We start from the raw sequence: 25,032 nt of genomic DNA, 5'->3' as shown, positions 1-25,032 counted from the left end.
AGCTTAACACGCCCTGCTGGGGTAGGGTGGATTCTCATAAATGTGATTATCTGGTTATCGTACCAAGGAAAGTTGCATACCTTGATACAGATATGTAATAATTTGCCTTAAATACTTTACAAATAAGCACACAAAAAGAAAAATAGAGGCGGTACAAAATGATATAAAAAGGGGTTAAATTCGTACATTTTACCGCTTTAAGAAGAAATAAAGGTGGGTATATTACCAATTCACAGTACCTGCACTGAAAATTATGAAATGCTGATCCTGTTTTAGTTATTTGTTAACGATTGCTGATTTGGGTTAAGGCTACCTTTATATTTCTTTACATAAGCAGAAGGGTTAAGGCCAAATACTTTTTTAAATTGGGTACGAAAATGTTTAATATCGTTTATGCCCACCTGGAAAGCAACCTCATTAATATTGGCATCACTTGTTAACAATACCACCGCAGCGCGGCGTAAGCGGATATGACGGATAAAGGCGTTGATGGATAGTCCGGAAATGCGCTTAATTTTCCGGTATAATCCCGAATGGCTCAGGCCTGTTTCGTAAGCCAATGTATTAATGGATAATTCGCTGTCGTTAATGTGTTTTTCTACAAAATTAATGCATTGATCTAAAAACGAACTAAAATCGGCCGATACCTTGCCGGGGTTATTTAAAGTAATGGTATCTAAAAAATATTTTTGAAGTTTACTCCTGTTTTTAAGGATATTTTCGACGCGGGCCATTAAAAGCTTGTTTTCAAACGGCTTTGTAATGTAATCATCAGCGCCACATTCTATTCCGGTAAGTTCCGAATCGGCAGATGTGGTAGCGGTTAACAATATTACGGGGATGTGTTCTAATGCAGCATCACTTTTTACCTGTTGGCAAAGCGCTACACCGTTCATATTTTTCATAAAAATATCAGAAATCACCAGATCGGGTACAAACTCTTTTATCATCTGCAAGCCAATGGCACCATCTTCGGCTTCTTTAACCGTATATTTCTCCTGGAGTAGCCTTTTAAGGTAGTTCCTGATCTCCTTGTCATCATCAACAACGAGAACCGTTTTTTTATCAGTTACAAAACTGGCTGCAGTAAGCTCAAATTCTTTGATATTGGAATATTCTTTTTCTTCAACTTCTGGATCATCAAACATCAAACCAGATAAACCATGTTTTACAGGTGGCGTATCTATCAGTGTTCCGGTTTCTATATGGGCTAACCCTTTTTTAAAGGTGAGGGTGAAAATAGTCTGCCTGTTATCTTCACGCAGGTAAGAAACCCTGCCCTGATGTGCAGATACCAGCTCTTTTACCAGATATAGGCCAATGCCAAAACCAGATCCCGTAAATTTATTTTCGGCCTGGAAATATTTATCGAATATTTTTTCGGCATTGTCTTTTTCATTTGAAATGCCTGCTCCGCTATCTATCACCTTAATAGCTACCTCTGTTTCGAATTCTACCAGTTCAAGAGAAATTTCACCATTTGCGGGTGTATACTTAAAGGCATTTGAAAGCAGGTTAAAAACACAGATTTCTATTTTTTCGTAATCAACATATAAAATGATGTTGGGATCAGGAGAAATGAAGTGGTAATTTATTTTTTTTGAAGACGCGGCACTTTCAAAACATTTATATACCTCTTCGCATAATGCATGAATATCAACAGGATAAATTTTCAGTTTTTGACTTTCATTTTCGAGTTTCCTAAATCCCAATAACTGATCGATTAAATTTAATAAGCGCTTGGAATTCCTCAGCATAGTATTCAGTTCCGTTTTTACATCCAATCGGTCGAAATTTACGAGCAGTTCTTTAATCGGATTGATGATTAGTGTAAGAGGCGTTCTAAATTCGTGCGATATGTTTGTAAAAAAAGTGAGTTTTTTCTCGTTTAGGTCCTTTTCCTGTTTTACCTGCAATTTAGCAAAATCAACCTCGTAAGCCATGCGGATTTGCCGCGAGCGGTACTGTATAAAAACATAGATTAATCCACTGGCACATGCGAGATAAGACAGATATGCCCACCAGGTGCGATAAAATGGGGGCAACACCACAATGGTTAGTAAAGTAGTAGTATTATCGGCAATATTTCCCTGCTCATCTAATCTTACCTTAAAATAATAGGTACCCTCTGACAAACGATTATATACGGTGTTTGTATTATTACTTTTTATACTCCAGGTTTTATCCCATCCCTGCAAATAGTAAGCATATGACCATTCGGCCTGACCTATATATTTTGGCGAAATAAAACTTAATGCTACCGTGGCTTCGTTATATGGAATTTTGATCGCCAAGATCTTATCTGCTGTTTTTTCAGTAACATATTGTAGCTGTTTGGCAATGGGAAGATTGTTTATGCTAATTCCGGTTAAATAAATATTCCGCTGTTTTTTGTAGCTTTTAAAACTTTCTGGGTCAATAACATTCAAGCCTTTTATACTGCCAAATGCCATTTCTCCGGATTTGAGTTTTATAGCTGCATGATAAGAAAGTTCATTACTGAGCAGACCTGTTTCTGTATTAACTGTTTTAAAAGTTCTTTTTGTAGGGTTATATATTGATATGCCACCCAAAGTGCTGATCCATAAATTAGATTGTTTATCTTCTATTATATTTATAACAGCATTATTGGCCAGTCCTTCGGTTTCCGTATAGCGGGTAAAGCTATGTTTCTGCATATCAAAAAGCTGTAAACCTGCTCCTTCGGTAGCAATCCACAATTTCTGTTGCCCATTACTCCTGATATCTCTTACAGCAAAGCCGGTGTAGAAATATCGATGTGCTTTATTTATCCGGTCAATTTTAATCAAAGCATCGTAGGTTCCCGCCCATAATTGCCCGCTTTCATCTTCAAAAAAACTCAGGATGTTAACCAGTTTCGGATCGAAACAGATCATACGTTTCTTATCTGCATCGAAAATATAAACAGCGCCTTCTAAACAGGTACTTATCCAGAGGGTGTTTTTTTTATCGAGAAAGAGTTGCCAGGTATTACGGTCCTCTTTTCCTGTTCTTGAATTAATGCAGCTGTAATGTTCGAATGTATTTTTAGAAGGATTATAATGTAACACACCACCACCCCACGTGGTTAACCAAACCTTATCATCTGCGGTAGTAAGAATAGAAGTTACATAATTGCTGGAGATGGCAGGCGTTGTTCTTGTTGTATAGTTTTTAATCTGATGCGTTTTGAGATTAAAACTACAAAGCCCATAACCATCGGTACCGACCCAAAGGTTATTATTTTTATCCTCGCTGAGTGAAAGTATTTCTTTGTTCACCAATGCATTGGCCAATCCTGATTGTTTAAAATTCCGTATTCCGGTAGCTGCGGGTTCTACCATAATCCCTCCCTTACGAAGGGTTCCTACCCACATTCTGTTGCCTTTATCATGAAAAATAGAAAATATGGATTTACTTAGGTTTTCAGGTTTAATATCAAAAATATACTCTTTTGGCGGTTTTAGATCCGCAGTTTTTTTTGATAAAACACCATCTCCGTCAGAAGATATCCAGAGTGTACTATCTTTAACTGAAAGACTAACAATACGGTTTCTACTGGTATAAACCTGTTTCAATTGGTTATTAATGTAGCAATACAAACCATCATCATTACCCAGCCAGAGCTTTCCCTGCTGATCGAGCGCTAATGCATTATTATTGACTACATTTTTATTTAATTGATAAAGCGCATTTTTTTTATAATCGTAAGTTAAAAGACCAACGTTTCTCACCGTCGTCCAAACGCCTTTGTTGTTTAAGCCAATGGCCGATATGGAAAAATTATATTGCTTGATGGATTTACCGGTTATCAACGGAATTCTATGTCCGATCAATTCTCCTTTGTTATATCTTAACAAGCCATAATTAGTAGTCCCGATAAATACATTTCCATAATGATCTACTTTAATATCGGCAATATTTGACTGAAGCCGTTTAACAATCCCATTATCATCAAAACTGAGGTGCTTAAAAGAATCAGAGATGGGGTCAAAAATGTTAAGACCGCTGCTTGTACCAATCCATATCCTACCTTCGGTATCTCCGTTAATACATACAATCCAATTCCCATCAATAGAATTGGGCTGGTTAAACTGGTGACGATATATTTTGAAAGCATGTCCATCATAACGGTTTAAACCATCATGAGTACCCATCCATATAAAACCGGACCTATCCTGATATATGGCATTAACCGAGCTGTTAGACAGACCTTGATCTACCCCTATTGGTTTTTCCACCAAGGGCAGCTGTGCCATTATTTTAGTTGTTAAAAAACAGCATAATAACAAAAAATAGCGATACATAGACAACAAAATCAATTCTCTATCTATAAATCTACTAATTAAATTGCACGGTGTATAAACAATTAATTTTAACAAATGCCCTCAAGGCCTATAATCAGAATTTGACCCTAAAGTAAACGAATTTACCCTCTATTTTGCATGATGTTAAATGCTATAATTGAAGATCAAATCCTCAAATCATATCATGCGAAATTTACTATTCTCTTTTATTCTGTTTTTGCCAATTACTTTTTGTTTTAGCCAAGCTAAAAAAGAAACAGGACCTTTTACATTTATAGATACCGGCGGTAAGCCAATTAATGCCCATGGTGGAGGGATTTTATACCATAACAACACTTATTATTGGTATGGGGAGATAAAACGTGGAAAAACATTTAAAGTTCCGGGATCTAACTGGGAAAACTATAGGGTAAATGCGGGTGGCGTTTCTTGTTATTCATCAAAAAACCTAAGAGAATGGAAATTTGCCGGCGTAGTGCTCCCCGCCAACAAAACAGACCAAAACAGCGATCTGCACATTTCTAAAGTGATTGAAAGGCCCAAAGTAATTTATAACAAAAAAACGAAGCAGTTTGTAATGTGGATGCATATAGATTCGGATGATTATGCTTATGCCAGATCGGGTGTAGCCGTAAGTAATTCGCCAACAGGACCATTTAAATATCTGGGAAGTGAAAAACCCAATGGCAATATGGCGCGCGATATGACGATATTTGTAGATGACGATGGCAAGGCATATCACTTTTATTCTTCAGAGGATAATGCTACCATGCATATTGCTCTTTTAACAGATGATTACTTAAAGCATACCACAACAGATAAAAGAATCCTTATTGGTTTAAGCCGGGAAGCACCGGCTGTATTCAAATATCAGAAGAAATATTATTTAATCACTTCCGGATGCACTGGGTGGTCGCCAAATGAAGCCAATTATGCGGTGGCTAACGACATTTTAGGTGAATGGAAGGCTTATGGAAACCCCTGCCTTGGTAAAGATGCTGATAAAACCTACTATGCACAGAGCACTTTTGTACTTCCCGTACAGGGAAAAATAAATCAATTTATTTTTATGGCCGACCAATGGAGTAAACTGGATCTCGAAAAATCAAAATACTTATGGTATCCACTAAGTGTAAATACCGAAGGATTACCCGAAATTAAACCCTATAAATAATTATACTCTCTATCTAAACAATTAATGTTTCTTATCATACAGCATATTAATTTATGCTGTATGTTTTTATTTTATGGGGCTCCAAAATTTACCACCCAGAAATTTTGTTTCTCACCTGCACCTGCCTCTTTATTTTGGGCATCCATCATTGCTTTACAATGGCTTACACTATTTTTCCAGGCAGCAATTACCTGATCGGCATTTTTATAACCCTCGGCCAAATTTTCGGAAATAAAAATTCCGGTATAACCTGCTGATGCAGCCCTTTCATTTGGGCTTGTTCCTTCTGGCGGCAGATGGTTAAAATAATTTCTTTGCGCCATATCACTGGCATGGGCAAGGGCTGCATGCTGTAAAAAATTGTTTAATGATAAATTCGGCACCGGTGGCATGTAATCGGTACCGCAATTGCAACCGCTTTGTCGTAACAGGTTAATTTTATCGATAAGCTGATTTATTTCTGTTTCTGGTGTGGGCACAGCTTCCTTTTTACATTGAACCAGTAAAAGACAAAGCATTATTCCTGCAAAAGCCAGTCTTATTTTTTGAAAATATTTCTCCATATTTATTTATACAACAAAAGGAGGAAGCTATACAGCTACCTCCCTAATCAATATCAAACTGAAAAAGGATTAAAACGCCCTTTCTCTTCCCATTGTAACATTTTTACCAGTATAAAAGGTATCACCTGAAGGGCCCGGAGAACCACTATCGCGTTCCATCTGCATGTTAATAATCAGCCACATCGGTTTATTAACGGAATTACTCATTACATGCCTTGCTTTCCATACATTATCAATATAATAATGGCATTCTACATCTGTTGCATTTATTTTATTATACCAACACTTGTAATTATGGTACGAACCTGCGTTAGAAACTGGTGTAAGTATATTTTCCCAGCTCCCATCATAAGTGTTCTGCCAAACCGTGTTGCTGCCTTTAAATTCCATTATATCACTTTCAGGCGGCCACGAATTTACACCTGTAATCCAAAAGGCTGGCCATGTTCCTCTTGCCGTAGGCACTGCAAAATCGCCGGATATGGTGTAACTTGGAAACTGATCATTAATTACCACCTGCTGTTTTGCATGGCACGTGCCCGAATAATACCAGATTGGAACATTAGTAAAACCATTGGAAGTACTATTGCCTGGAGATGAAGATAAGCGTGTAGCTTTAATTGTAAGTACATTACCACTACTTAAATAAATTTGGTTATGGTTAGTACTACTGCCTACCATACGGGCAGTACCATTATGATCAGTACCCCAGGGATAATTATAGTTCCATTTAGCGTGAAAGTCTGTGTAGTTGGCGAAAGATGTACCGTCTATTAATGTTTCCCAGGCTTTTACTTTACCATTTTCAGATTCTGATTGAACTTCGACTCTGCCCTTTTTACAGGCAAACAGTGATACAGACATGCATGCAAACAGCATACACCATTTCATTGTTTGATTTCTCATTTTTTTGATTTTGTTTAAAATTTGGTTAGTATTCTTTAGTAAATACCTTAGGATCAAATATTATTGCAAAATGATTTCCGGAATCACTACAAACAAAGCTATAGAGCTCTTCTACAAAATAAGAGGTGATAAATCGGATAAAAAGAGTGGTAAAATGGGCATTTTAGGAGTTTTTAAAGACAAAGAATCAAGCTGTTGCCTAAACATTATTTATTTTTGATAACGTGTAAAAACAAAGCGCCTGATCGTAATGCTACGATCAGGCGCTTTGTTTAATTTTAAGCCATTATTTACAGGTATAACTTAATGTATATTTAGCATTATAAGTTTCTGTAGTGGGATCGCCTCCGAAAGGATAAAAAGTAGAAACATCTGAAAAATTAATTGATGTGGCGTTTCCTTTTGCATCATACTGCGAAGTAACGGTAATAATATCATCACTAAAAGGGTCTCCGTTTTCATCAACCGTTTTAGACACACTTTTAATCAGCACATTTTTAGACTGCTTACCAAAATACCCACCGGGAAAATAATCTACATGATAGGAAAGCGGATCAGCTATTTCGTAGGTATTAACGGCAATTTCATTAGAATAAGAATATGTGGTGGTTTCGGTATAACGGAGATCCGCACTAACCGACACCGCTTTAACCAAATTTCCATTTGAATAGGTCAGATCATCTGTGGTACTCAGTTCTTTATTCAGATAATTTTTAACCTGAATTAAATAACCATCGCTATTGTAGGTGTATTTTTTGGTATAATCGTAATAAACTCCTCCAACCATAATTGTACCCGCGCTTCCACTTGATACGGCCCGTCCATTTTCTAAAATAATTTCGGCCATATAACCGCTCTCATCCACTGCAGTAATCTTATTGGCAGAATAAGTGTAGGTATTGGTTTCGGCGCCGGTAGTGGCTTTCGAAATTCTTCCCTGCGTATCGTAAGAAAAATTGATAGTATAACTATAATTACCTAAAAGATCAAGGTCGGCTTTTAAGCTTGTTAGTTTACAACCATTGCCTTTAGCGAGCAGCTGTTCGTTCCAATTGATTTCTTTTTTACAACTGGCTATTGATACGATAGCAACTGAGGCTATCATAGCATATTTGATTATTTTTTGCATTAACTTAGAATTAAGAGGTTAAAATATCAGCAAAGATATTAAAATTTCTCTCTTTTCATCCAGTCAGCCAACAAGTTAAACCAATCTACATCCGAAGTTTTATTTATTAAACCAAAGCCATGCCCACCGTTTTCGTAGAGATACAGATCGGTGTTTACCCCATGTTTTTTTAATGCCTCATTCATGAGCACACTGTTTTCGTAAGGAACAGTTTTATCGTCTTTTGCATGTACCAGAAAAGTTGGAGGTGTTTTTTTGGTTACATTTTTATTGGCAGAAAAATAGTGTTTAAGGTTCTCGGGAGGATTTGGGCCCAATAGATTCTTCATTGTTCCGGTATGCACCGATTCTTCGAAGCTGATAACAGGATAAATCAATGCCCCGAAATTTGGTTTTAAATCTATTTTTTCAGGGTTGGCAATTTTTATGTCGTTATAATGAACGATTAAGGTTGATGCAAAATGCCCTCCGGCAGAGAAACCCATAATCCCGATTTTGTTGGTTTTGATCCCGTATTTTTTGGCATTTTTTCTGATGATGTAAATCGCCTGTTGTGCATCCTGCAACGGGCCATAAGTTTTATCAACCATAATCGCATCGCTCGGCAAGCGGTACTTTAATACGAATGCAGTAACCCCAATGGCATTAAACCTTTTGGCCACATCTGTTCCCTCATGGCTAAAAGCGAGGCCGCTATAGCCCCCACCCGGACAGATGATCACCGCTGTTCCTGTAGCAATGTTTTTAGGAGCCTCGAAAACCATAAATGTAGGTACCGATACTTTGGTTACGCTCAGTGTACCGTTAGCACGTACTTCGGTATTTTCAACATAATCTGCAGGTGTTGGTTTGGCACCAGGAATATCGCCTGAATAAATTGGGATTATTTCTTGCGCTTTTGCTGTAACTAAAAATGACATTAATGCTAGGATTAAAATGGCCTTCATATTTATCTGCTTTCTTTTTTATTAGCTCTAAGATAATATAATAATGACTTATATTCTTCAGCTGTCATTAAGTTAATTGGGATAAAAAACGGCGTTTGCATTATCAAATTTGTTATGCTGATGTATTGATCATAAACTTTGAACGATGTGAGGATATTCCATTTTGCAAAAGACCGGTAATTATCGGTAATACCTTCGATGCCCTCATCAGTGATTATGATCTTACGCGTGTTTGTAGGAAATGCCAGATTCGAAGTATTTGTAAATCTGGCCCAAAAGCTGCGTTTTGTCCTTAACAGCCTACTAAAAGCAGATAAAGCAACAACCCAACAGAAAATTAATGCAGTTAAATCTAGCTCTTCATTCTTTACAATGTAATGCAGATAGCTATAAGTAATAATTCCCAGTATAAAAAAGATCAATGAAACAAGCTTAAGCCTCTTACTATAGGTTTTCCAAATTAACTGGTTTGCTTCTAACAAGCTTTTTTTCACATTATGGTCTTCAATTACGATATTCATACGTTACCTGTCCTAATAAAAGTGTTGGCTAAAACTCCATTAAATATGCTTTTAAAAAATCGTTGATATCGCCATTTAAAACCGCATCGGGATTGGAGGTTTGGTAATTGGTACGGTGGTCTTTCACCCGCCTGTCATCAAGCACATAACTCCTGATCTGCGAACCCCATTCTATTTTCTTTTTCGATCCTTCAATAAGCGCGGTAGCTTCGTTACGTTTCCGTTCTTCAATTTCGTATAACTGCGACTTTAATAAACGGATTGCATTTTCCTTATTCTGCAACTGCGATCTCGACTCCTGGTTTTTAATAATGATACCTGATGGTTTATGATATAAACGTACGGCGGTTTCTACCTTATTAACATTCTGTCCGCCAGCTCCTCCGGCCCTAAAAGTTTCGAATTCTATATCGGCAGGATTGATATCGATTTCTATCGTATCATCAACCAATGGATATACATAAACGGAAGCAAAAGAAGTATGCCTGCGGGCATTCGAATCAAAGGGAGAAATGCGGACCAAACGGTGCACGCCGTTTTCGCCTTTAAGGTAACCGTAAGAGAAATCGCCATCAAATTGGAGCGTTACCGATTTTATACCTGCAACCTCCCCTTCCTGACTATCCTGTTCTGTAATTTTATATCCGTTTTTCTCGCCCCACATCATATACATCCGCATCAGCATGTAGGCCCAATCGCAACTTTCTGTTCCACCAGCACCAGCTGTAATCTGTAATACAGCAGAAAGCTGATCCTCTTTATTGCGCAGCATGTTTTTAAGCTCCAGTTCTTCTACAGCGGTTTTGCCGATCTCGAACTGGTCTTTTAACTCTGTTTCTGAAGCATCGCCTGATTGGAAAAACTCAAACATCACTGCGGTATCTTCTACTGCATTGTTGGTTTGGTTAAAGCCCTCGGTCCACTTTTTCTTTGAACTGATTTCGGCTAATATTTTTTCTGCTTTTTTTGGATCGTCCCAGAAATCGGGCGCCATTGTTAATTTTTCTTCTTCGCGGATGGCGTAAAGTAGCTCATCAACGTCAAAGATACCTCCTCAGCGACGTTACTCTGTCCCTTAAATCCTGAATTTGTTCTTTGGTCATGCAGCAAATATAGGAAATTTAACCTCCCTTTTTGTAGGAGGTGATCTTGTTGGTTTTGCTACTCTTTTACCATTAAGAAATTAAAAACATTAAGTGTTACAGGCCGCATCAGTTAATCAATTTATACAATTAACCAATAATCAGTTTTCAATTGGCAGTTTGCAATTACCAATGAACGAATGCCCAATGAACAAATGAACTAAATTATTTCTTCATAACCATATAATCCAGCGTAAGGTTAGCAAGCAATTTAACTCCAAGTACAAAACCACTTTCGTCAAGATAAAAATCGGGTGTATGGTGCGATGCGGCTTTTAATGGATCTTTACCTTTGGGCATGCCTCCTAAAAACACAAATAAGCCTGGTACTTTTTCCTGGAAAAATGAAAAATCTTCTGCACCGGTAACCGGCGGTTTCAATTTTACATGGTCAGCGCCGGCAGTAGTCTGCATACTCGGCAGCATTTTTTCGGTCAGCGCAATATTATTGTAGGTAACGGGATAATGGTTGCTATATGGGATTTTTACTTCGGCTGTTGCACCACCTGCTTCTGCAGTTTTGGTTACAATGGTTTTAATCCGGTCGATAAACATCGCTTCATCTTCTTTACTGAAATTACGCACAGTACCCAGCATTTCTACCTTTTCGGGGATAATATTGGAACGTACCCCACCGTTGATGGCACCTATGGTAACTACCCCTGGATTTTCGGTAACGTTTAAATTTCTGCTTACAATGGTTTGCAGGTTATTTACAATCTGCGCCGAAATTACCACCGGATCGATACTGCTCCATGGATAAGCGCCATGTGCCTGCCTACCGGTAACTGTAATTTTCATATCGTTTACCGCAGCCATGGTTCCACCTGGACGGTAGGTTACATTGCCCACTTCGGTTTGGGAATTGATATGCAAGCCAAAAATCACATCAACTTTTGGATTCTCTAATACACCTTCTTTAATCATTAATGCTGCGCCACCCTCATCTCCGGCCGGGACACCTTCTTCAGCAGGCTGAAAAATGAACTTTACGGTTCCCTGGATATCTTTCTGCATCGAAGCCAGCACTTCTGCAACGCCCATTAAAATGGCCACATGACTATCATGCCCGCAGGCATGCATTACCCCAACTTCCTGTCCGTTATATTGCGTTTTTACTTTTGAGGCAAATGGTATATCTACCCTTTCGGTTACAGGTAATCCATCCATATCGGCACGCAGAGCCACAACCGGACCCGGCTTACCTCCTTTTAAAATACCCACCACACCTGTTTTAGCTACACCTGTGGTTACTTTTATACCTAAGGATTCGAGATGTTTTGCAATAATACCTGCTGTTCTTACCTCTGTATTGCCCAGTTCGGGATGTTCATGAAAATCGCGCCTCCAGCTAATTACTTTCTGCTCAATGGCATCAGCTTTTTTTGAAACATCTGCTCTTAAGGCTGATTTCTGGGCAAAGGCATTCAATCCCAAAAGGGAGAAAACAATCAGGTATATTTTTTTCATAAAAAGGTTATTGGTTTAGGTGCCCTAATCTAAACATTTTTAGGCGATTTTAGATTGATCAACTTTAATGGCAAACTGGCTGTTGCGGTCTAGATTTGTCAACTTTAAATAACAAACTGGCCATTAAAGTTGACAAATCATGGAAATTTAAATAGCAAACCGGCAACTAAAATTTACAAATCTCCTTACCCAAACATTCCTTTAAGTTTATCCATAATCCCACCTTCGCCGGTTTGCCCGGGTTGTTGCGCCTGCCCGCCATTAAACATTCCGATTACATCGCTTACATCAAATTTGCCATCGCTACCGCCAAGGCTCCCCAAAACATCTTTCAGGTTAAAAGAGCTATCGTTCGGATCGTTGGTTTTTTGGGTAAATTTGGCAATCAAACCCGGGATGATACTTGATGCCAGAGATTTTGCCGTATCGACATTAATGCCCAGCCCACTCAATTTATCGACGAAACTGCCCGATGCCTGCTCGGCCACCTGTGTTCCTTCCGCTTTGTTGCCATTAAAGATATCGGTTAAGGCCCCGATATTCCCAGAAGATAAATGATCTTTCAAGCTGTCGAAAATAGATCCCGATGCCGCCTGGATAACGGCTTCGTTGTGCTCGTTTGGAATATCAGCATTGTTTACAACACTTTCCTGTACGTTTTCACGTACCAACTCGTTTAAATTTTCTAACATGGTGTAGAATTAAAAAGGTTAAAATAATTAGTGAACTAACCGGGACGTTACACTAATTTACTATGTTTAAACGGCAATAAAAATTCTTAACGTTTTTTGAACATTAAAAAGACCGTTTTAAATTTTTGCTTTATTACTTTTACAAAAAAACAAAGATTATGTTACCTAAAGTAAATTTTACAGAAACAGAGGCTTACAAATATTTAGCCGATCATTTTATAGATATTAATCAAAAAAGCATTAAAGATCTTTTTGCCGAGGATGCAGATCGTTTCGATAAGTTTTCTGTTTTTTTTGAAGATATTTTATTGGATTACAGTAAAAACCGCATCAGTGACGAAACCCTGGCATTGTTGATCCAACTGGCACGGGAGTGTAAACTTGACGAAGCCATTAAATCGATGTACAATGGCGATAAGATCAATGAAACAGAAGATCGCTCGGTACTTCACATTGCCTTACGTAATTTAAGCAATACGCCGGTTTTGGTTGATGGCAAAGATGTAATGCCTGAAGTAAATGCAGTGCTGGCTAAAATGGAAAAATTTAGCAACAGCATCATCAGTGGCGAATGGAAAGGTTACACGGGCAAAGCCATCACAGATATCGTAAACATCGGCATTGGCGGTTCCGATTTAGGACCGGTAATGGTTACCGAAGCATTAAAACATTATAAAAATCATTTAAATATCCACTTTGTTTCCAATATTGATGGTACGCATATCGCCGAAACACTGGCGGGTTTAAATGCTGAAACCACTTTATTTTTAGTGGCATCGAAAACATTTACCACTCAGGAAACCATGACGAATGCACACTCTGCACGTACATGGTTTTTAGAAAAAGGCGGTAAAGAAAATGATATTGCCAAACACTTTGCGGCGCTATCAACCAATGCGAAAGATGTTGCGGCGTTTGGTATCGATACCGAAAATATGTTCGAATTCTGGGACTGGGTTGGCGGCCGTTACTCGTTATGGAGTGCCATCGGTTTATCCATTTCGTTAAGTATTGGTTTTGATAATTTTAAACAATTGTTAGCAGGTGCACACGCAACCGATAACCACTTTAAAACTGCCGAATTTGAAAATAACCTGCCGGTAATTTTAGGTTTACTGGGTGTTTGGTACATCAATTTCTATAATGCCGAAACACAGGTTATTTTACCATACGATCAGTATATGCACCGATTTGCTGCTTATTTCCAACAGGGAGATATGGAAAGTAACGGCAAACATGTAGACAGGAATGGAAATGAGGTTGATTACGAAACCGGACCTATCATCTGGGGCGAGCCGGGCACAAACGGGCAGCATGCTTTTTACCAGTTAATCCACCAGGGCACCAGGATTATTCCTGCCGATTTTATTGCGCCGGCACAAAGTTTAAACCCACTTGGCGATCACCATCCGATTTTGTTATCCAATTTCTTTGCACAAACCGAAGCTTTAATGAACGGTAAAACCGAAGAGGAAGTTACTACTGAATTAAAGAAAGAAGGTAAATCGGATGCCGAAATCGAAAAAATCGCGCCATTTAAAGTTTTTGAAGGCAACCGCCCTACAAACTCTATTTTATTGAAAAAAGTAACCCCTTATACTTTGGGTAGTTTAGTGGCCATTTATGAGCATAAAATATTTGTTCAGGGTGTAATCTGGAACATTTTCAGTTTCGACCAATGGGGAGTAGAACTGGGCAAACAACTGGCCAAAAAGATCCTTCCTGAACTGGCTGGCAGCGAAAAAGTTTCGAGCCACGATAGTTCAACAAACGGCCTGATCAATCAATACAAAGAATGGAGATAATTTTTTTTATCATATCTTTAAAAAAAGCGGATTTAATATCCGCTTTTTTTGTTTAAATCCATATTTTAGGGCCATCCTTATTTTATCCACCCTTAGTGGAAACCTAAACTAACTTATTTTAGAAATAATGGCTTACGAGCCATTGTTCCGCATCATTAAAAAACAAAACCATTGAAAAATTGTGGGCATGCTAAAAAATTAGCCATGTGCCCGTAATCTTTCCATAACCTCTTAAAAACAATTATATACTCATGAAAAAAAGAATTCTTTTTGCTTTGGCTATTTCCGGCCTGTGCTTAAGTGCTTCTGCCCAAAAGGTACAATTTACCGAATTTGACCTTGATAATGGCCTGCACGTTATTTTGCACCAGGATAAAACCGCTCCGGTAGTTGCCGTTTCGGTAATGTACCATGTGGGATCAAAAGACGAAGAAACCCAGCGCACAGGTTTTGCACACTTTTTTGAACATTTACTGTTCGAAGGCTCAGATAATATTAAACGTGGCGAATTTATGAAACTGGTGAGCAGCAATGGCGGCCAAAACAACGCTAACACTTCGCAAGACCGTACTTTCTATTTCGAACTTTTCCCATCAAACCAATTGGAACTGGGTTTATGGTTAGAAAGCGAAAGAATGTTGCACCCGGTAATTAACGAAGTTGGTGTAAAAACCCAGAACGAGGTGGTAAAAGAAGAAAAACGACTGCGTATCGATAATGCTCCTTATGGAAAATTTACAGAAAAAATTTTTTCACATTTATTTGATGGCCACCCTTACCGCTGGCAGCCCATCGGTTCGATGGAACATCTGGATGCAGCAAAATTAGACGAGTTTATAGCTTTCTTTAAAAAGTATTATGTACCCAACAATGCTGTTTTAACCATTGCCGGCGATCTTGACATTGATAAAACCAAAGCTTTGGTAAAATCTTACTTTGCCGAAGTGCCTAAAGGTGCACCCATTGTACGTAAAGATTTTAAACTACCGGAAATTACCAAAGAAATTATCGATACCGCTTATGATGCCAACATCCAGATCCCTGCAATTTTTGCCGCTTACCGTGTGCCTGGCATGAAAACCAGAGAAAGCAAGGTTTTAGGAATGATCAGTTCTATCTTATCAGAAGGCGGAAGCTCGAGATTAAGTACTAAAATGGTAGACCAGAAGAAAACTGCATTACAAGTTGCCGCATTTAACTATTCGTTAGAAGATTATGGCGCTTATATCACTCTTGCATTACCAAATAAAAATACCCCGCTTAACGATCTGTTAAAAGATATTGATGAAGAAGTTTTACGTCTTCAAACCGATCTGATCAGCGAAAGCGATTATAAAAAACTACAGAACAAGTTTGAAAACAACTATGTAAGTGCAAACAGTAAAATGCTGGGCGTTGCAGAAAACCTTGCTGATGGTTATACTTTCCATGATAAGGATACAAACGACATTAATAAGGAATTGGAGGTAATCAGATCAATTACCCGTGAAGAGATCAGGGATGTTGCAAAAAAATACCTGAACAAAAACCAGAGAGTTGTATTGTATTACTTACCAAAAAAATAAGCTGACCGCTTTTTCATTTTAATTATTAAAAACATGAAGAAATTATTCATTATAGCTGCAGTTTCCTTATTGGCCCAAGGTATTTCAGCACAAACCATAGATCGTAGCCATAAACCAAAACCAGGCCCCGCGCCGGTTATTACCATAGGCGATCCTGTTATTTATAAACTGGCCAACGGCATTACTGTTTTGGTGGTAGAAAACCATAAACTACCTAAAGTTTCGGCCAGTTACAGTATTGATGCAGGCCCGATTACCGAAGGCGCCAAAGCAGGCGTAATAGGTTTAATGGGCAGTATGCTTAACGAAGGCACCACCACGAAAACAAAAGCGCAATTTGATGAAGCTGTTGATCAGTTGGGCGCCGATGTAAATGCAGGGGCAAGCGGCGGTTCGGTATCGGCCTTAACAAGATATTTTCCGCAGGCATTTAATCTAATGGCCGAAAGTATCCGTAAACCGGCTTTTCCTGCAGAATCTTTTGAGAAATTAAAATCGCAAACCATTACTGGCTTAAAATCAAGCGAAAAAAGTGCAAAAGCCATTTCAGCCCGCGTGGTAAATGCTTTGGCTTATGGAAAAAACCACCCTAATGGAGAATTTGAAACTGAAGCTTCGCTTAACAGCATTACTTTAGCCGATGTTAAAGCGGCTTATCAAAAATACGTAACCCCATCAAGAGGTTATTTAACTTTTGTTGGTGACATTAAACCTGAAGCTGCAAAAGCTTTGGCAGAAAAAGCATTTGGTGATTGGAAACGAAATGCATTAACCTTACCAGTATTGGCCAAAGTTGCCAATCCGGCTAAAACAGAGGTGGATATTATCAACATTAGCAATGCAGTTCAGTCAGAAATTACTGTGGTTAACTTAATTGATCTGCCAATGAGCAGTCCGGATTATTTCCCTGTTTTATTGGCCAACCAGATTTTGGGCGGTGGTTCTGAATCGAGATTATTTAACAACCTACGCGAAAAACACGGTTTTACCTATGGCGCTTATTCGAGCACAGGTTCTGGCCGTTTCCAATCTAAATTTTCGGCCAATGCAGCCGTTAGAAATGAGAAAGTTGATAGCGCAGTAGTAGAATTTTTAAACGAAATCAATATTATCCGTACCACAAAGGTTACTGCAGATGAATTGCAGAATGCCAAAAACCTGTTCAATGGGTCTTTTGCATTGGGATTGGAAAACCCCGCACGTACCGCAGCTTTTGCCAGTAACATCCTCATCAATGGCTTGCCAAAAGATTTTTACCGCACCTATTTACAAAAAGTAAATGCAGTAACCACTGATGATATTTTAAGGGTAGCAAAAAAATATTACAACCATGACAACACCCGTATCGTTATTGTAGGAAAAAGTGACGCATTTTTAGTTGGATTATTTAAGGCTAATTTTAGTACAAAGGTATTCGACAATTATGCCAGTCCGGTTAAAGCCCTTGATGTTACACTTGCTCCGCCACCGCCAGTACCGGCACAAATTATCGGCAATTACATTAAAGCCATTGGTGGAGAAGAAGCCATTAAAAAAATAACTTCGTTACAACAAACCGGCGAGATGGAAGTACAGGGCCAGAAACTAACGGTTAACATTAAAAACATGGCTCCAAATTTAAGCAGCATGGAAATTTCGATGATGGGCCAAACTGCCATGAAACAGGTTTATAATGGCAAAACAGGTTACTCGATGCAGATGGGACAAAAAGCTGAATTAACCGGCGATGATTTGGCTGAAAAGAAAGATGATAAAGGTTATGGCACACAATTGTATTACGCAACTGACGGGACTAAAATCGAATCGGCAGGAACAGCAAAAGTGGGCACAGCTGATGCTTTTAAACTTAACATCACTTCTCCATCAGGCAAGAAGAAAACTGAATATTATGATACCAAGTCAGGTCTGCTTTTAAAAGAAGAGAGTACCAGTACAAAAGGTACTGTTGAAATGAGTCAAACAACTGAATATTCGAATTACAAAAAAGTTGGTGATGTATTATTTCCTTTTACTTTAACACAATCTGTTTCTACACCTCAGGGCTCGCAGGAGTTTTCGATCGTGATTAAAGACATTAAAGTTAATCCGCCGTTAAAAGCTGAAGATTTCAATTAGAATTTAAAGATAATTTAATGTGAAAGCCGTTCCGATGTAAAAATCGGGACGGCTTTTTTTATGTTTTTTTCTTCCGGAGGCAACCAATATTAAAAAGCATACGTATCGACTAGGATTTCGACAGAAACATAATTTAAAAATTGATGCAATCTCAAAAAACGCAACGATTTACAAATAAACAAAACATAAAATCAAAAAAAACCGGATATGACAGCAAAAAACCAGGTTATCGCAATTCTGTTTGCCGTTTTTCTGATCATGTTATACATATCTGCAAAAGCTGACGATAATTCAGTGCAAAAAGCGACAACAATAGCCACCAAGTAAATAAATCCATAAAATTTAATTAAATGTCTACCCCAATCCATTAAAAATTACTTATGAAAAAACAGATTTCCATTTTTTTCTTGGCCACATTTGCCGCATTACTTTTTGCCTGCTCTAAAAGACAGGCGGAAGAATTAAAACCAACAGTCCCAACAGATCCAAATGGCCCAACTCCGGTAACCACTGCCAACGTAACCTATACCAACTTTGCCGGTGCACTTTTTCAAACCAAATGTAATAACTGTCATGGTCCAAATGGTGCACTTAAATCAATCTGGTTATTTAACGGCTTATCCTCTATTAAAAATGATGCCCGTGTAGCCAATAGTGTATTGGTTACGAAAACCATGCCCAAAGGCGGCACCTTAACGGTAAGCGAAAGAGAACTGCTTCAGGCATGGTTCGATAAGGGCATGCCCGAATAATCCATCGAAATTAACGCCGGTTTTATTAAAAACTTAAATACATTACAGATGCAAAAATTATTTTTCACACTAACAGCCCTGTTTTTATGCACTGGTATAAAAGCACAGATTTGGGTAAGCAAAAGCGTTAATTCTTCGTTTTTTTCTTCAACACCTGTAGAAGATATCGATGCACAGAGCAAAACAGGTGCTTCTGCCCTTAATACCAAAACCAACGATATTATTTTCAAAATCAACAATACTTCTTTCCAGTTTAAGAAAAAACTAATGCAGGAGCATTTTAATGAAAATTATATGGAGAGCGATAAATTCCCGACTTCTGATTTTAAGGGAAAAATTGTAGAACAGATCGATTTTTCGAAACCCGGCACCTACCCTGTTACGGTTAAGGGCAACCTGCAGATCCATGGCGTAACCAAAGAGTATACCACAAAAGGATCGCTGGTAATTACCGGCGATGAGGCAAAAGCGACTTCTACATTCAATGTAAAACTGGCCGATCATGATATCAAAATTCCAACAATCGTTTTTAAGCAGATTGCAGAAACCATACAGGTAAAAATGACTGCTATTTATCAACCAAAAAAATAAAATTTATGAAATTTCATCTAAAATCTCTTTTATACTTATCTGTTACCCTGCTGCCGTCTTTAGCTTTTGCCCAGGATTCGCTCGAGAAAGCATTGCAGATGCCTACCGAGAAAAAGAATGTACAGGCTACTTTTAAAGCTACCAAACTGATCAACATCCAAACCAACGAAACCATTTACAAAAATGAATTGGATTTTAGGGTAGATCACCGTTTTGGCGACATAGCAGGTAGCGCAGGCGGCACCAAAAACTTTTTTGGCCTGGATCAATCAACAGATATCCGAATCGGTTTTGAATATGGGATCAGCGACAGGCTTTCTGTAGGTTTATCAAGGGCAAAAGGCGCCGGAGTGGTAACACAACTTTACGAAGGGAACTTAAAATACCGTTTATTGGAGCAAACCGCTGATGATAAGGTACCTGTTGCAGTAACTTTATTTGGCAGTACTACCCTTTCGGCAGCAAAGGCTTCAACCGACCCTACCGCAGCAAATGCCTTCGGCGAATTTCAGGACCGTTTGACTTATGTTGTACAGGCTGTAATTGCACGTAAATTTAATTCAAACTTTTCGATGCTGATTATGCCATCGTATGTACACCGTAACTTTACTGTTTTTGGCGATCAGAACGACATGCTTGCCCTATCAGTTGGTGGCCGTATCAAAATTACCAAACGTATGGCTTTTGTGGCCGATTATACCATCCCATTCAGGGATAAAAATAAAGAGGCTTATCTCGAAAGCACGTTGGGAACCCAATATTACAAAACACTTGGTGCCGGACTTGAGTTTGAAACCGGTGGGCACATTTTCCACCTCAATTTCACCAATGCAACTGCAATACAGGAATCACAGTTTATTACCGATACGAATACTTCGTGGCTTAAAGGGCAGTACCGTTGGGGCTTTAGCATAGCGCGGAGGTTCTCTTTTGATAAGAAAAAAGCAAAGTAGACCAGATTCAACCAAAAATAAACCAACAAAACAATTATGGAACGTAACGAATTTCTTAAATCTTTAGGCCTCGGCGTAGCCTTGGTATGTACCGGAGCCTGTTTTTCGGCCTGTGGTAAAAAAAGTGATTCACCTGAGCCCAGCAAACCAAATGGCGGCGGTGGTGTACCCTCAGGTACTACAGCAAGTGTAGATCTGGGTACGCAGTTATTAGCGGTAGGTTCATCAGTTGTGGTAAACAGTATTCTGTTTATCCGTACTGCTGCCGGTAATGCAACTACCTCATTTGCGGCTACGCAGGCGGTTTGTCCGCACCAGGGTGGTGCTTTAAGTTTTATCCAGGCCAGCAATTACATCCAATGTGGATTACACAGCTCCAGATACAGCACTTCGGGAAGTATTTTGGCTCAACCGAATGATGGTGGTACCACTAGTGCTTTAAAGGTTTATCCACTTACGGTTTCGGGCAATACGCTAACCGCAACGGCTTAGAATTTTGTTTTTTTTAAGGGTTGAGCAGTATCGTAACGGGTACTGCTTTTTTTTGTTCTCCTTTTGCTTGACCTTCCATCAAAAGATCATTTTTGCCACGAAGAACGCAGAAATCAATAGGTTATCTCTATAAAATTGCTTGATGGCCCTTCAAACAGATATTTATACCGTTACATTTTGTCCTTTTACATCAAAGGCATCGCGTAAGCCTATCGCCAGTACATTAAAAGCATAAACCGTAAGCATGATGGCTAAACCTGGTAAAATGGCAAGATAAGCAGCATCCATAATGATATACCCATAATGTTCTTTAATCATGCTTCCCCAGCTGGGCATGGGCGGTTGCGCACCAAAACCCAAAAAGCTTAATCCGGTTTCCAGCAATATGGCCGAAGCAAAATTTGATGAAGCCACAACCAAAATAGGTCCGGCGATATTTGGGAGAATGTGTTTGATAATGGTTCGGGCAGTGCTAAAACCAAGTGCCCTTGCTGCTTCTACAAACTCTACTTCTTTCAGCGCCATTACCTGCCCGCGCACCAATCTGGCTACATCAACCCAGGTTGATAAACCTACCGCGATAAATATCTGCCAGAAACCTTTGCCCAAAGCAAATGAAATGGCAATAACCAACAAAAGTGATGGCAGGGACCAAACTACATTCATAAACCAACTGATGGCAGCATCAATTTTACCACCGAAATAACCAGCAATTGCACCTAAACTCACCCCGATAAAAAGCGAAATGAGTACCGCCATTAAACCCACCGATAAAGAAACACGGATACCCAGGATCAGACGGCTTAATAAATCGCGTCCATAAATATCGGTTCCCAGAATATACGTTTGCTTATAGATGTTGTTTTTCTCGAAAAGCGCTTGCTGAGCTCCTGTTTTTGAGGGTAAAACACAGCTGGGGCATAAATCTTTCAGTTCGTACCTTGTTTCTCTGGCTTTTTCATCATCCCCGATATACTCCTGTACTAAAACAGCATTTCCTTTTATCTTGTAAGAAGTAATCGGGATGCTTTTAAAAGTAGGTGTCTGTCCATTCAGCATTCTTTCTAAAAAGTTTACTTTCTCTACTTTTGGGTTCTGGCCGATGATTAAAAAAGTAAAGTTACTGCCCGGTTTCTTTTTGTTTAACTGGAGCGTTTGCACGTTTGCATTTGGAGAATGATCGGGCATAATCAAATAACCCAAAATGCCCATCAGCATTAACAGTAGGATAAAGATCAGCCCGCCTAATGCCAGCTTATTCCGCTTAAACTTTAACCATACTTTTTTTGATGGGCTATTATCCATTATCTAACCATTCTGCCTTTCCAATTGTATTTTCCACTGTTTCCGGCAATGCCGATGTACACCATATAAATTACATGCAGCACATTTAAAACAGGCATTAAAATGAGTAAACTGCGCCTTTTGGCAAAGCCGGTTACATCCCATAAAAATAAGGTTTCTAAAACCATTTTAAACAACAGTTGATAGAAAACAAGGGTTAAAAAACCCGGAATAAACAATCCGGCAATAAAGTTTGACAGTATGCTGAGATTGAAGACCCAGATGAGTACACCCAAAACAATAATAGCCTTATTCTTGTAACGCGTACTTTTCGAAGCCCAGCGTTTACGCTGTTGGATAAAAGCACCCAAGGTTTCTTTTGCATGGGTATACACAATCGCATCCCTGTTTTTTAAGAAACCGATTTGATCAGGGTATTTCGCAGCAATTTTATGTAGCAATAATTCATCATCGCCGGATGCCAGGTCATCAATCCCCTGAAAGCCACCAACCTCATAAAAAGTGTTTTTTTCATAAGCTAAATTGGCACCATTACAGGTTGATGGTTTCCTATTGCCGATGGTAGAAGCACCCAGCCCGATCAGATAAAGAAATTCTAACGACTGCAAACGTTCAAAAAAACTTTTCTCCTGAAAATAAGCTACCGGAGAAGAGATCATTTTATAATTTTTCTCTTCGTATAAACCAACAATAGTAGCCAGCCAATTGGTCCCCATTCTGCAATCGGCATCAGTGGTAATAATCAGGTCGCCAGAGCATGTGCCTATAGCCGTTTGTATTGCCTTTTTCTTATATGAGTTAAGTGCCCTATCTTCATTCAGCTTAATCAATTTTACATTACGATCGGCATAGCTTAATACAATTTCTGCGGTTCTATCCGTAGAGTGGTCATCGATAATAATAATCTCCGTTAAATCCTTTGGATACTTTTGTGCAATCAGGTCGTCGATCGTTTTATTGATATTCTCTTCCTCATCCCTCGCCGCTACTATAATGGAAACCCTGGTATTTAAATCTGATTTTTGGGGGTTAAAATAAATCAACCTATGCCATCCCCGGATAAAGTAAACGACCAAAAAACCATAGATTAAGGTTAAAGCAGCGGAAAATAGACTAATTAGATTTAAGATTTCCAAAAAAATTGAGTTTAAAAACGAAATAAGTGCCTAAGATAGCAGGAATTATGATATTTATAAGCCAAATACTGGCAGTACATGCAATAACCGCCACGTGCTGATCGGTTACATGCTTAAATAGCTCAACAGCGGTAACACTTCTAATACCCACATCGAAAAGATCAAGCGAAGGTAGTGCCGATTGTACCAGAAAAAGCAAACAGGTCATCATCACAATATCGGCATAATGCAATCCGGGCACCAACCATACAAAAAGAATAAAATACTGAGAACTAAATACCACGTAACGGGCAAAACAGTAGGTAATGATTTTGAATAATTCCCTTTTTCTGTAGCGGGCTAAAATACTGTAAAACTTCTTGTATTTTCTGGTGAATTTAAAGGATAATAAAATTCCATTCAACCAACGGATGTTAAAGTAAAAGATCAGAAAAAACAGGCTAAAAATTACCGCGAAAAATACTACTGCAATAAACAGTACACGATCGATCGGGATAAAACGATATACAAAAAAACAGGCTGCTATAGCTCCAAACACATTGGTCAGCACTAACTGACCGATGCTGCCTACACTCATGGCCACTACTCCAACAATCCTTCTTCGGGGCGAGAGGAAAAATACACGGCCTCCATATTCTCCCAACCTATTTGGGGTAAAAATAGCAAGTGTTAACCCACAGAAAACAGATTCGATAGCCCTGTAAAAACCAATCGGTTCGATATGGCTCATCAGGTATTTCCATTTGCCAGCCTCCAGAAACCAGTTTACCAGCATCAATATTACTACAATACCGATTACAGTGATAATTTCTGTTTGGGGGATATCTTTTAACAGCGTACTAAAATCGCGGAGGTTTTTATTGGCAATGAGTTTATGATAAATAAACCAAAAGGCAAATACTACAATTGCAACTTTAATAAAAAGCGATATTATTTTTTTGTGCTTGCCTGTCAAGATTCTCTTTCTTTTTGCAAATATGCTTAATATTGCTGTAATGTTGAACGAAAAAAAGGAACGGGTAATTATGGGCATCGATCCCGGTACTGCGGTGATGGGTTATGGCGTAATTTTAGAGAAGGGAAATAAAACGGAACTGATCAGTTTAGGAGTGGTTAAAATGACCCATTTAGACGATCCTTTTCTTAAACTTCAACGGATATTCGAAAAAACGGTGGTACTGATGGAGCAGTATAAACCCGACGTGCTGGCCATCGAAGCGCCTTTTTATGGTAAAAATATCCAGGTACTGCTAAAACTTGGCCGTGCGCAGGGCATCGCCATTGCAGCTGCATTATCCAGAAATGTACCCGTAACCGAATATTCTCCACGTAAGATCAAACAATCTATTACAGGCAGCGGGAACGCCACCAAAGAACAAGTTGCCGCTATGTTGCAGCGTTTGTTAAACTTTAAAGAAACGCCCGAATTTTTAGATGCTACCGATGGACTCGCAGTTGCGGTTTGCC

At 38.8% G+C, this 25,032-nt stretch carries 21 protein-coding genes; 9 read left to right on the top strand and 12 right to left on the bottom strand.

Translation table 11 applies throughout. From position 1 onward, the window contains the following. Window positions 1–272: 272 nt before the first annotated feature. Entirely contained in the window at window positions 273–4,259 is a 3,987-nt protein-coding gene (locus B2V92_RS23615; protein ID WP_293312739.1) for a hybrid sensor histidine kinase/response regulator transcription factor, read from the bottom strand. 232 nt (window positions 4,260–4,491) lie between these two features. Here B2V92_RS23615 and B2V92_RS23610 point away from each other — a divergent pair, with 232 nt between their 5' ends. Continuing rightward, window positions 4,492–5,481, top strand: coding sequence for a glycoside hydrolase family 43 protein (locus B2V92_RS23610; protein ID WP_293312737.1), 990 nt, complete (start codon window positions 4,492–4,494; stop codon window positions 5,479–5,481). 71 nt (window positions 5,482–5,552) lie between these two features. On the opposite strand, the gene B2V92_RS23605 is transcribed toward B2V92_RS23610, so the two are convergent. From B2V92_RS23605 to B2V92_RS23570, 8 genes are all read right to left on the bottom strand, one after another. Next, window positions 5,553–6,044 carry a CAP domain-containing protein gene (locus B2V92_RS23605; protein WP_293312736.1) on the bottom strand — a complete coding sequence of 164 codons (492 nt, stop codon included), beginning with the start codon at window positions 6,042–6,044 and terminating at the stop codon, window positions 5,553–5,555. A gap of 69 nt (window positions 6,045–6,113) precedes the next feature. After that, window positions 6,114–6,950, bottom strand: coding sequence for a glycoside hydrolase family 16 protein (locus B2V92_RS23600; protein WP_293312734.1), 837 nt, complete (start codon window positions 6,948–6,950; stop codon window positions 6,114–6,116). Window positions 6,951–7,236: 286 nt separating this feature from the next. After that, window positions 7,237–8,055 carry a DUF4595 domain-containing protein gene (locus tag B2V92_RS23595; protein WP_293312732.1) on the bottom strand — a complete coding sequence of 273 codons (819 nt, stop codon included), beginning with the start codon at window positions 8,053–8,055 and terminating at the stop codon, window positions 7,237–7,239. A gap of 62 nt (window positions 8,056–8,117) precedes the next feature. After that, the gene (locus B2V92_RS23590) at window positions 8,118–8,999 is read right to left on the bottom strand and encodes an alpha/beta hydrolase (protein WP_293312730.1); all 882 of its coding nucleotides are present in this window, start codon (window positions 8,997–8,999) and stop codon (window positions 8,118–8,120) included. A 29-nt stretch (window positions 9,000–9,028) separates the two neighbouring features. After that, window positions 9,029–9,547, bottom strand: coding sequence for a hypothetical protein (locus B2V92_RS23585; RefSeq protein WP_293312728.1), 519 nt, complete (start codon window positions 9,545–9,547; stop codon window positions 9,029–9,031). Between the two features lie 28 nt (window positions 9,548–9,575). After that, window positions 9,576–10,650, bottom strand: a protein-coding gene (prfB, locus tag B2V92_RS23580) for a peptide chain release factor 2 (protein WP_293312726.1) whose coding sequence is annotated in 2 segments (ribosomal slippage) — window positions 9,576–10,589 and window positions 10,591–10,650 — 1,074 coding nt in all. Because the reading frame shifts where the segments join, the coding sequence is not laid out codon by codon here. A gap of 204 nt (window positions 10,651–10,854) precedes the next feature. Further along, complete coding sequence (locus B2V92_RS23575; RefSeq protein ID WP_293312724.1) at window positions 10,855–12,159, bottom strand: amidohydrolase; 1,305 nt, start codon at window positions 12,157–12,159, stop codon at window positions 10,855–10,857. Window positions 12,160–12,344: 185 nt separating this feature from the next. Further along, complete coding sequence (locus B2V92_RS23570) at window positions 12,345–12,851, bottom strand: hypothetical protein (protein WP_293312722.1); 507 nt, start codon at window positions 12,849–12,851, stop codon at window positions 12,345–12,347. A gap of 158 nt (window positions 12,852–13,009) precedes the next feature. Between B2V92_RS23570 and pgi the strand changes: the two genes are divergently transcribed. The 7 genes from pgi (at window position 13,010) to B2V92_RS23535 (ending at window position 21,124) form a co-directional block, all read left to right on the top strand. After that, complete coding sequence (gene pgi / locus B2V92_RS23565) at window positions 13,010–14,656, top strand: glucose-6-phosphate isomerase (protein WP_293312720.1); 1,647 nt, start codon at window positions 13,010–13,012, stop codon at window positions 14,654–14,656. Window positions 14,657–14,907: 251 nt separating this feature from the next. Further along, a complete protein-coding gene (locus B2V92_RS23560; protein WP_293312719.1) occupies window positions 14,908–16,221 on the top strand; it encodes a M16 family metallopeptidase in 1,314 nt (437 codons plus the stop codon). A gap of 33 nt (window positions 16,222–16,254) precedes the next feature. Beyond that, window positions 16,255–18,336, top strand: coding sequence for an insulinase family protein (locus tag B2V92_RS23555; RefSeq protein WP_293312717.1), 2,082 nt, complete (start codon window positions 16,255–16,257; stop codon window positions 18,334–18,336). Window positions 18,337–18,716: 380 nt separating this feature from the next. Further along, window positions 18,717–19,088, top strand: coding sequence for a hypothetical protein (locus B2V92_RS23550; protein ID WP_293312715.1), 372 nt, complete (start codon window positions 18,717–18,719; stop codon window positions 19,086–19,088). Between the two features lie 48 nt (window positions 19,089–19,136). Beyond that, complete coding sequence (locus tag B2V92_RS23545) at window positions 19,137–19,679, top strand: YceI family protein (RefSeq protein WP_293312713.1); 543 nt, start codon at window positions 19,137–19,139, stop codon at window positions 19,677–19,679. A 5-nt stretch (window positions 19,680–19,684) separates the two neighbouring features. Next, on the top strand, window positions 19,685–20,632 hold the full coding sequence (locus tag B2V92_RS23540) for a DUF5777 family beta-barrel protein (protein WP_293312712.1): 948 nt from the start codon (window positions 19,685–19,687) through the stop codon (window positions 20,630–20,632). A gap of 36 nt (window positions 20,633–20,668) precedes the next feature. Beyond that, window positions 20,669–21,124, top strand: a complete 456-nt coding sequence (locus tag B2V92_RS23535; protein WP_293312711.1) for a ubiquinol-cytochrome c reductase iron-sulfur subunit — start codon at window positions 20,669–20,671, stop codon at window positions 21,122–21,124. A 162-nt stretch (window positions 21,125–21,286) separates the two neighbouring features. Here the strand turns inward: B2V92_RS23535 and B2V92_RS23530 are convergent, their stop codons facing one another. The 3 genes from B2V92_RS23530 to B2V92_RS23520 are packed head-to-tail and all read right to left on the bottom strand — an operon-like array spanning window position 21,287 to window position 24,520. After that, window positions 21,287–22,429, bottom strand: a complete 1,143-nt coding sequence (locus B2V92_RS23530; protein ID WP_293312709.1) for an ABC transporter permease — start codon at window positions 22,427–22,429, stop codon at window positions 21,287–21,289. Then, window positions 22,429–23,565, bottom strand: a complete 1,137-nt coding sequence (locus tag B2V92_RS23525) for a glycosyltransferase family 2 protein (RefSeq protein WP_293312707.1) — start codon at window positions 23,563–23,565, stop codon at window positions 22,429–22,431. The genes B2V92_RS23530 and B2V92_RS23525 overlap by 1 nt, the downstream gene beginning before the upstream one ends. Next, a complete protein-coding gene (locus B2V92_RS23520; protein WP_293312705.1) occupies window positions 23,543–24,520 on the bottom strand; it encodes a lysylphosphatidylglycerol synthase domain-containing protein in 978 nt (325 codons plus the stop codon). The genes B2V92_RS23525 and B2V92_RS23520 overlap by 23 nt, the downstream gene beginning before the upstream one ends. 40 nt (window positions 24,521–24,560) lie before the next feature. On the opposite strand from B2V92_RS23520, the gene ruvC reads away from it, so the two are divergent. Continuing rightward, window positions 24,561–25,032: crossover junction endodeoxyribonuclease RuvC (gene ruvC / locus B2V92_RS23515; RefSeq protein ID WP_293312703.1), on the top strand; the 472-nt coding region annotated here is incomplete at its 3' end.

The sequence above is a fragment of the Pedobacter sp. UBA5917 genome (assembly GCF_002432345.1).
GTDB lineage: Bacteria > Bacteroidota > Bacteroidia > Sphingobacteriales > Sphingobacteriaceae > Pedobacter.
This window is presented reverse-complemented; position numbering and strand designations above follow the sequence as displayed.